General features: G+C 68.1%; 8 protein-coding genes and 1 tRNA gene. 5 read left to right on the forward strand and 4 right to left on the reverse strand.

Annotated elements, in window-relative coordinates; genetic code table 11:
• The first annotated feature begins 20 nt into the window (after positions 1-20).
• Entirely contained in the window at positions 21-2,093 is a 2,073-nt protein-coding gene (locus tag H9634_RS13790) for a maltokinase N-terminal cap-like domain-containing protein (protein WP_191727378.1), read from the forward strand.
• Between the two features lie 54 nt (positions 2,094-2,147).
• Positions 2,148-2,238 (forward strand) — tRNA-Ser (locus H9634_RS13795).
• A gap of 146 nt (positions 2,239-2,384) precedes the next feature.
• On the opposite strand, the gene H9634_RS13800 is transcribed toward H9634_RS13795, so the two are convergent.
• Together H9634_RS13800 and arsB are read right to left on the reverse strand one after the other, a co-directional pair.
• Positions 2,385-2,816: an arsenate reductase ArsC gene (locus H9634_RS13800; protein ID WP_191727379.1), complete on the reverse strand. Its 432-nt coding sequence runs from the start codon at positions 2,814-2,816 to the stop codon at positions 2,385-2,387.
• A gap of 10 nt (positions 2,817-2,826) precedes the next feature.
• On the reverse strand, positions 2,827-3,876 hold the full coding sequence (gene arsB / locus H9634_RS13805; protein WP_225210990.1) for an ACR3 family arsenite efflux transporter: 1,050 nt from the start codon (positions 3,874-3,876) through the stop codon (positions 2,827-2,829).
• A 154-nt stretch (positions 3,877-4,030) separates the two neighbouring features.
• Here arsB and H9634_RS13810 point away from each other — a divergent pair, with 154 nt between their 5' ends.
• Both H9634_RS13810 and H9634_RS13815 read left to right on the forward strand, forming a co-directional pair.
• On the forward strand, positions 4,031-4,384 hold the full coding sequence (locus H9634_RS13810; RefSeq protein WP_191727380.1) for an ArsR/SmtB family transcription factor: 354 nt from the start codon (positions 4,031-4,033) through the stop codon (positions 4,382-4,384).
• Between the two features lie 122 nt (positions 4,385-4,506).
• Positions 4,507-4,734, forward strand: a complete 228-nt coding sequence (locus H9634_RS13815; RefSeq protein WP_191727381.1) for a hypothetical protein — start codon at positions 4,507-4,509, stop codon at positions 4,732-4,734.
• Positions 4,735-4,758: 24 nt separating this feature from the next.
• On the opposite strand, the gene H9634_RS13820 is transcribed toward H9634_RS13815, so the two are convergent.
• Together H9634_RS13820 and H9634_RS13825 are read right to left on the reverse strand one after the other, a co-directional pair.
• Positions 4,759-5,103, reverse strand: coding sequence for a VanZ family protein (locus H9634_RS13820; protein ID WP_191727382.1), 345 nt, complete (start codon positions 5,101-5,103; stop codon positions 4,759-4,761).
• 89 nt (positions 5,104-5,192) lie between these two features.
• Complete coding sequence (locus tag H9634_RS13825; RefSeq protein ID WP_102160963.1) at positions 5,193-5,366, reverse strand: CsbD family protein; 174 nt, start codon at positions 5,364-5,366, stop codon at positions 5,193-5,195.
• Between the two features lie 394 nt (positions 5,367-5,760).
• Between H9634_RS13825 and H9634_RS13830 the strand changes: the two genes are divergently transcribed.
• Entirely contained in the window at positions 5,761-6,342 is a 582-nt protein-coding gene (locus tag H9634_RS13830) for a hypothetical protein (RefSeq protein ID WP_191727383.1), read from the forward strand.
• Positions 6,343-6,398: the final 56 nt, after the last annotated feature.

Consider the following 6,398-nt stretch of genomic DNA (forward strand, 5'->3'; position numbering starts at 1 on the left):
CAACGCCAAGGGGGAACACGGTGGCCATCAGCAGTGAACTCGAAGGTCTGCTCTCTGCCTGGCTGCCCCGCCAGAGCTGGTTCCCCAAACTGGAGACCGAGCTCGGCGCCGACCCCGACATCACGCCGATGTCCGTCACCCGCCTGTTCGAATGGGACACCGGCGAGGGCACCGTGCGCGGCACCCAGGCGATCATCTCCGTCGGCGACGGACGCACGCTGCGCCGCATCAACGTCCCCCTGAGCTTCCGCACGAGCGAGAACTTCGCCCTGCGGGCCCACCTCATCGGCACCATCGACGACATCACGCTCGGCCCCTGCTGGGTCTACGACGGGTGTGCCGACCCGGTCTTCGTCATCAACTGCGCCCACGCCGCGGCCACCGCCCGCCGGTTCGAGGGCGGCCAGGTCGCAGCACACGCGGTGAGCAACGCGATGACGAAGTTCCACCGCGTGCAGACCGAGCACCAGATGCTCGACTACGCCGCCTCGGTGCGCCTGGAGCTGCTGGAGGCCCGCGCGCACGAGTCGACCGTCGTCATCGAGGACCCCGAGAACCCCTGCGTGCTCACCTTCTTCCGCGTCGTCCAGCCGGGACTCAGCCAGGCGGTGCGGATTCCCGTCGCCCTGACCGAGGCGGAGTCGCGCGCCGTGCCCGAGGTGATGGGCTGGGTGTCCGGCCGCTGGTTCGACGCCGAGGTGCTGGAGACCCGGTCGGCGCCGCTGGCGATGCTCTCGGTCCAGTACCCTGACTCGCAGCCGGCCTGGCGCGAGGCCGTCGACATCGCCTGTGCAGTGGACTCCGGGTCGATCGGCAGCTACAACAAGAAGGCCTCGGCGCTCGGCTCGCGGATCGGTGAGCTGCACCTGGACCTCGCCGCAGAGTTCGGCGTGGTGCGCGGGGCCGGGGAGCCGACCGAGGACTGGGTCGCCAAGTGGCAGGAGCGCGTCGACTGGGCGCTCGCCCGCGCGCCGCTGGCGCTCGGCGACCTGCAGGCCAAACTCAAGGAGCACCGCGCGAACCTCGGCCGCCTTGAGACAGTCGGTGCGCTGCAGCGGATCCACGGCGAGCTGACCCTCAACCAGGTGCTCACCAGCCCGGTCGTCGGCTTCACCGTCGTCAACTTCTCCGCCGCCACCCAGGAGTTCCCGAAGCCTGCGGCGATCGACCTCGTCGCGCTGCTGCGCAGCATCGACTACGCCGCCGGCTACGCCCGGCTGCGCCGGACCGGCGCCCTCAAGGCCGATGCACAGCCGACGTTCATCGGGCTGTCCGGGCTCTCCGACGGGCACGAATCGCTGCGCGAGGTCGTCGACTCGCCCGAGTACCTGTGGTCCTCGCAGGCGCAGAACTCACTGCTCACCGGCTACTCGCACGCCGTCGGCGCCTCGGTCGGACTGCACGACCCGGTGCTGCGGGCCGTGCTCATCGACCGGCTGCTCGTCGAGGTCGTCACCGAGCTGCGCAACCGGCCCACCTGGCTCATCGTGCCGCTGGCGACCCTGACCCTGCTGCTCGGCGGCCGGCTGGAGCACGACTCCCAGCCTGCCGACGATGCCGATGGTGAGGCTGGGGCCGACAGTGGCGCCGGTGGTGCCGGTGCTCGCGGCGCGGCTGGTGCCGATGGCACGACCGGTGCGGCCACTGCGTGGAACGCCGAGGAGACCGTCAGCGCCGAGGAGTTCGCCCAGAGCGCTGTCGAGGAGATCGCCCAGCCGGCTGACCCTGTGCCCGATGCCTACGACGACCTCGACACCGAGGTCGCCCGCGCCGAGAAGAACGGCAGGGGACCCGGCGCAGCGGATCAGACTGCGGCTGCGGAGCCGGCAGCCGAGCAGGATGCGGCCCCGCAGCCGGAGGCGCCGGCTCGACCGGCGACCCCGCCGGCAGCACCGGAACAGACCCCCGACCCGGCACCTGCCCAGCCGGAATCCGACGCCAGCGAGACCACCGCCTCGGGCGCGGACGCGAACGCCGACCCCGATGACGCGGTCATCGACGAGGACGCCGACGCCGAGGCGGCCGCAGCCACCCAGTTCCCGCCGATTCCAGCCCGCCCGACGACCCTGCCGCGGTTCCCCAACCGCGACTGAAGTGGTTTATGCTGTGATGTGGACTCCGGGCGGCTGAACCGCCGCGGATGCCGAGGTGAGTTGACTGAGCGGCCGAAAGTGACGGTCTTGAAAACCGTTGAAGGGCAACCCCCTTCCGTGGGTTCGAATCCCACACTCACCGCCAAGATGGCTCTCTGACCAGGGGTGATGATGTCACCACAGGTTGGGGAGCCATTCGCGTATTCAGCGGCGCCGGATCAGCTCGGGACAGTCGGTGGACAGCTGGTGGACAGTTGGGACGCTGCGGTGCAGGGCCGCGGACTTGAACCGCTAGGCGGGGCGATCCTCGCCGAGCAGCTCGGAGATGAGGGACTCGACGCGGCGGCGGATCTCGTCGCGGATCAGGCGCACCGCAGCGATGTCGCGGCCCGCAGGGTCATCGAGCTGCCAATCCTCATAGCGCTTGCCGGGGAAGATCGGGCACGCATCACCGCACCCCATCGTGACGACGACATCGGAGGCGTGCACCGCATCGGTGGTGAGGACGCGCGGGGAAGCGGTCGAGATGTCGATGCCCTCCTCGCGCATCGCAGCGACCGCGACCGGATTGAGCTCAGACGCCGGTTGGGAGCCGGCGGACAGGACGGTGATCCGGCCCGCGGACAGCGCGGCGAGGTAGCCGGCGGCCATCTGCGAGCGGCCGGCATTGTGAACGCAGACGAAGAGCACGCTCGGGGCGGCGGGGCTGGAATGAGTGGTCATACTGGTCTCCTCAGGAGCGGCGGCCCGGCAGCGTCGGGTCGTGTGTGAAGAGTCTGCGGCCGGCCCACAGGGCGACGTAGACGAGTGCGACGAGCACCGGCACCTCGATGAGGGGGCCGACGACGCCGGCCAGAGCCTGGCCGGAGGTGATGCCGAAGGTGCCGATGGCCACGGCGATGGCGAGCTCGAAGTTGTTGCCGGCAGCGGTGAAGGCGACCGTTGTCGACTGTGCGTAATTCAGGCCCGCCGAACGGGAGGCGAACAGGCCGATGCCGAACATGACCACGAAGTACAGCAGCAGCGGCACCGCGATCCGCAGGACGTCGAGCGGCTGGGCGATGATCGCCTCGCCCTGGAGGGCGAAGAGCAGCACGATGGTGAACAGCAGGCCGTACAGCGCCCACGGTCCGATGCGCGGCAGGAAGCGCTCCTCGTACCACTCGCGGCCCTTCGCCCGCTCGCCGATGACCCGCGAGAGGAACCCGGCGAGCAGCGGGATGCCGAGGAACACGAGGACGGAGACGACGATGGTGACGACGGAGAAGTCCGCAGCCGTCGTCGGCAGGCCGAGCCAACCGGGCAGCACCTGCAGGTAGAACCAGCCGAGCGCACCGAAGGCGAGCACTTGGAAGACGGAGTTGATGGCGACGAGGACGGCAGCGGCCTCACGATCACCGCAGGCGAGGTCGTTCCAGATGAAGACCATCGCGATGCAGCGGGCGAGACCGACGATGATGAGGCCGGTGCGGTACTCCGGCAGATCGGGCACGAGCAGCCAGGCCAGCGCGAACATGAGCGCGGGGCCGACGAGCCAGTTGAGGATGAGCGACAGCGCTAGGAGCCGCCGGTTGGCGGTGACGCGGCGGGTCTCGTCATAGCGGACCTTCGCGAGCACCGGGTACATCATGACGAGCAGGCCGATGGCGATCGGCACCGAAACCTGCCCGATCGTCACCGCGTCGAGCGCCTCGTTGAGCCCCGGGACCAGGGCACCGAGCAGCAGGCCTGCCCCCATCGCGAGCAGGATCCACGCCGGCAGCCAGCGGTCGAGGAAGGACATCTCCTCCAGCACCGCGCCCGAGGTGGTGGCTGGGGCCGGTGCCGAGGTGGGGGTGTGGGGTGTCGTCTCGGGCACGTTCCTCCTCGTCGGCGACGTCATGTCTCAGGGGGAGAGTACGGCCTCATATCGATGAATGTCAATGTATGATGGCGTCATGGATGACCGCCGGAATGCTGGCCCTGCCCGCCAGGCCGCAGCCGAGTGCTGTCCGCTCGCCCTCGGCCCGCTGGCTGCGGCGGACGCTGACCGGATGGCGCACCGGCTCAAGGCGCTGGCAGATCCGACGCGGCTGCGGATCCTGTCCCTCATCGCCGCGCGCGGCTGCGAATCCGTGTGCGCCTGCGAACTGCTCGATGCCCTCGACGTGACCCAGCCGACGGTCAGCCACCATCTGAAGAAGCTCGTCGAGGCTGGACTGCTGCAGCGCGAACAGCGCGGCAAATGGGCTCACTACACCGTCGAGCGCAGCGCCGTCGCCGAACTCCAGGCCTTCCTCGCACTCGGGTGAGCATCACCGGTCGGGCAGCCCACGCCTCGGGAGCGGCCGAGACAGCACGCACGCCCGCACCCAGGATCTTTTCAGGAATGCCCCGCGGGAACTCTCAGGCGCCCAGCGGTTAGCGTCGGGGCATGGCAGTGCAGAGAGTCGAGATTCAGGCGACCGACCAGGTCGAGGCGCGTCGCGTCGAGGCGATCTACCGCCAGGGCGGCCGGCACGGCAGGCTCGAAGACGAGGTGCTCGATGCGGTCTGGCGCTCCGGCCGCACCCCGGTGGGCGGCCCGGTCTACGTCGGCCTCACGCACGGGTCGCCCGTGCTCTACCGGTTCGATGTTCCCGTCGACACAGCGGTGCGCTGAAGGCTGCTGCGTGGAGGCGCGGATTCACGGCCACTGCGGCGGCCGCGGCGGCTCCCCGTTCTCACCGAGCATCGGATCACCGGCCGGCAGTGCCCGCCAGATCCCGAATGCCAGCAGAATGCCGAGGCAGTCGGCGATCCAGTCGCCGAACTCGCCGGACCGGCCGGGCACTGCGAACGCCTGGATGAACTCGCTGATGGCTGCGTAGGCCGACATCGCCAGCATCGTCGCCAGCGGCCGGAACCCGAGCAGCAGGGGTGTGGTGAGTGCGGCGAAGCCCACGGCGTGCATGAGCTTGTCGAACCCGGCGAACGGCGAGGCCATGCCGGAGCTGGGGGAGTAGAGGAGGAACAGGTGCACAAAGAACACGGCCGCGAAAGTGGACCAAGTCCACTTCCGCGCCCGTGTCGAGAGGATCAGGTGCGCGACAAATCGCATCTGACCGAGAAGAGACGCTCTTACTTCTTGAACGCGTCCTTGACCTTCTCTCCGGCCTGCTTGAGGTTCGCACCGGACTGCTGAGACTTGCCTTCGGCTTCCATGCTCTTGTCGTCGGTGGCCTTGCCGATGCCGGACTTGGCCTTGCCGAGCATTTCGTCAGCCTTGTTTCCGAACTTGTCATCTGCACTCATGGGAACCTCCTCGGGTTGGGTATCGCCTCGGGTGGAGGCGACGCACTTCCATCTTAGTGACAAGCGGCCTTCCTGGAAAGAGTGTCCTGCGGCGTTGTCGCAGATCAGTGACGCGACTGCGGGTGGCCGTGCCGCAGGCCGTGCCCGAGGTGGTGGTTGGGTGCGTGGGATGGGTTGCCGCCGTGCGTGTGCCGGCGTTGCCGTTCCCGAGGTGGTGGTGGCGTTTGCGGGGTGGGTTGTCCGTGGCTGCTGGCAGACTGGAACCAGAACCCGCAGCAGGCACATGTTTATGTGAGTTACATGTGAACACAGTCGAAACTATTGTCACAGCATATCGAACACACCTAGACTTGAAACCAGAACGATCGCGGTAGATCACAAGGAGGTGACCGCGATGCTCGTCGAAGAACAGGTCATCACACCCCGCCGCAACGACACGGTGGCCGATACCTCTGACTTCGCTGACTGCCTCTACCGGCTGGAATCTGCCAACCGGGACATCGACGAGCGCCGTATGACTGGGCTCGGGTTCCTCTTCGATGCCTTCCTCGCCCGGGCAGCTTCCGATTCACCTGAGGATGTCTCCCTGCAAGTTGATGCGGTGCGTGAACTGGCAGCCGATCCGCGTGCGCTGGGCCGGCCGGACCGTGACGGGACTGATTTCCGAAACGAGGCCGGCCAGCGCCGGGACGCCTACGCCTGGCTGGTTGAACGAACGGCGTCGACGTCGCTGATGCACATGGCAGACGCCCTCGACACGACCGTCAAGCAGGTCCGTTCACGTGTACAGGTTGCTGCAGCAGGACTCGTCGGCCTGCCGGCCTTCACGTCCCAAGCCCGGGCCGGGGTGATCGGCTACGACCGCTACCATTATGGTGCTGCGCGTGCCACGAGTCTGGAGCCTGAGTATCTGGCGGATTTCGATGCAGGGCTCACCCGGATTCGGGTGTCGGATATTGTCGCGCGTCAGACTTAGTGGCAGGGCCGTTATGTAGGTCCTGAAGGAGAGTCAGACATGGGTAGACCACCCTC

Origin of the sequence: Brevibacterium gallinarum, from assembly GCF_014836885.1 — a bacterium.
GTDB classification, from domain to species: Bacteria; Actinomycetota; Actinomycetes; order Actinomycetales; family Brevibacteriaceae; genus Brevibacterium; species Brevibacterium gallinarum.

Coding starts and splice junctions, on each gene's coding strand:
- H9634_RS13800 (WP_191727379.1), bottom strand. CDS start 2,816: ATGACCACTCATTCCAGCCCCGCCGCCCCGAGCGTGCTCTTCGTCTGC.
- arsB (WP_225210990.1), bottom strand. CDS start 3,876: ATGTCCTTCCTCGACCGCTGGCTGCCGGCGTGGATCCTGCTCGCGATG.
- H9634_RS13810 (WP_191727380.1), top strand. CDS start 4,031: ATGGATGACCGCCGGAATGCTGGCCCTGCCCGCCAGGCCGCAGCCGAG.
- H9634_RS13815 (WP_191727381.1), top strand. CDS start 4,507: ATGGCAGTGCAGAGAGTCGAGATTCAGGCGACCGACCAGGTCGAGGCG.
- H9634_RS13825 (WP_102160963.1), bottom strand. CDS start 5,366: ATGAGTGCAGATGACAAGTTCGGAAACAAGGCTGACGAAATGCTCGGC.
- H9634_RS13830 (WP_191727383.1), top strand. CDS start 5,761: ATGCTCGTCGAAGAACAGGTCATCACACCCCGCCGCAACGACACGGTG.